Below are 1,391 nucleotides of genomic sequence, written 5' to 3'. Positions count from 1 at the left end.
AACGGCAAGGTCTGTGAACATCGTCAGCGGCACTGCACTGGTCCGGTCTGACCCCGGCCAAGGTATGACCACGGTGTCCTGCGTTCGATTTGTCGACCGGCTCCGGTGCAGTGCCGTGGTGCGCACCGGCCAGGCGGAACTGACCTGATAGGAGCTTGGACTAGAAGCCCCGTCACAGACTTGTCGCCCGCCCGGCCGGTTCGCTCCATCCGTCAGTTCAGACCTAACGGAGGAGCACTCCCAGCATGACAACTCAAACCGCTCTCGAGCCAGAACCCACCGTCGTGATCGGCGGCGTCGACACCCATAAGAACACCCACTACGCCGCCGCGGTCGATGACCACGGCCGCCTGCTGGGCCACCACGAGTTCCCCGCCAACGACCGTGGCTATGCCGACCTGCTGACCTGGGTCCAAGACCACGGCGACGTAGCTGGGATCGGGGTTGAAAGCACCGGATCCTTCGGCGCGACCCTGACCCGGTACCTGACCGCGCACGCCGTTCGAGTCGTCGAAGTCAACCGACCCAACCGGCTCGCCCGACACATGGACGGCAAGTCCGACCGGCTCGATGCCGAGCAGATCGCTCGAGCCGTCCTCGGGCAGACATCGACCGCGATCCCGAAGGCCAAGTCCGGCATGGTCGAGGTAATCCGCACCCTGCGCGTGACCCGCTCCAGCGCGGTCAAGGGACGCACCAACGCCTTCAACACCCTGTGGGGCGTCATGATCGGCGCACCCTCACCGCTGCGCGACGAGCTCGTGGTGTTGAGCAAGAAGACCCTGGTCAACCGGTGCCTGCGGCTGCGGCCCGAGTCCGAGGACCTCCTCGGCCTAGCCACCAACCCGGACCGTCTGCTCATGGCTGGAGTCAAGACCGCTCTACGCGCCCTGGCGCGACGCTGGAAGCAGCTCGACGACGAGGTCAAGACCCTCAACAAGCAGATCGAAGCCCTCGTCCGCGCGGCTGCACCCGAACTGATCGAGCTGCACGGCGTCGGCATCGAGATCGCCGGCCAGTTCCTGGTCACCGCCGGCGACAACGCCGAACGGATCCGCAGCGAAGCCGCGTTCGCCAAGCTCTGCGGCGTCGCACCCCAACCCGCCAGCAGCGGACGCACCAGCGGTCGCCACCGACTCAGCCGCGGCGGCGACCGAGCAGCCAACAGCGCGCTGTACATCGTCACCATCGTCCGGATGCGCCATCACCAGCCCACCCGCGACTACGTCGAACGACGCACAGCCGAAGGCCTGAGCAAGCGCGAGATCATCCGCTGCCTAAAGCGCTACATCGCCCGCGAGGTCTACGCCAACCTGCCTCGATCAGCGCAGGCAGCCGCAACGACACCACCGCCGCTTCAATCAGCGGCTTGACGAACATAGGAGCATCGA

General features: G+C 66.2%; 1 protein-coding gene. It reads left to right on the top strand.

Features of this window, described 5'->3' with window-relative positions; translation table 11 throughout:
• The first annotated feature begins 245 nt into the window (after window positions 1-245).
• Entirely contained in the window at window positions 246-1,373 is a 1,128-nt protein-coding gene (locus PD653B2_RS24135) for an IS110 family transposase (protein WP_085874969.1), read from the top strand.
• Window positions 1,374-1,391 lie beyond the last annotated feature (18 nt).

The sequence above is a fragment of the Nocardioides sp. PD653-B2 genome (assembly GCF_002117935.1).
GTDB lineage: Bacteria > Actinomycetota > Actinomycetes > Propionibacteriales > Nocardioidaceae > Nocardioides.
Note: the sequence above shows the minus strand (reverse complement) of the source record. Positions and strands in the feature narration are given on the sequence as shown.

What these genes read in the sequence shown, in the direction of transcription:
- PD653B2_RS24135 (WP_085874969.1), top strand. Translation starts at nt 246, where the DNA reads ATGACAACTCAAACCGCTCTCGAGCCAGAACCCACCGTCGTGATCGGC.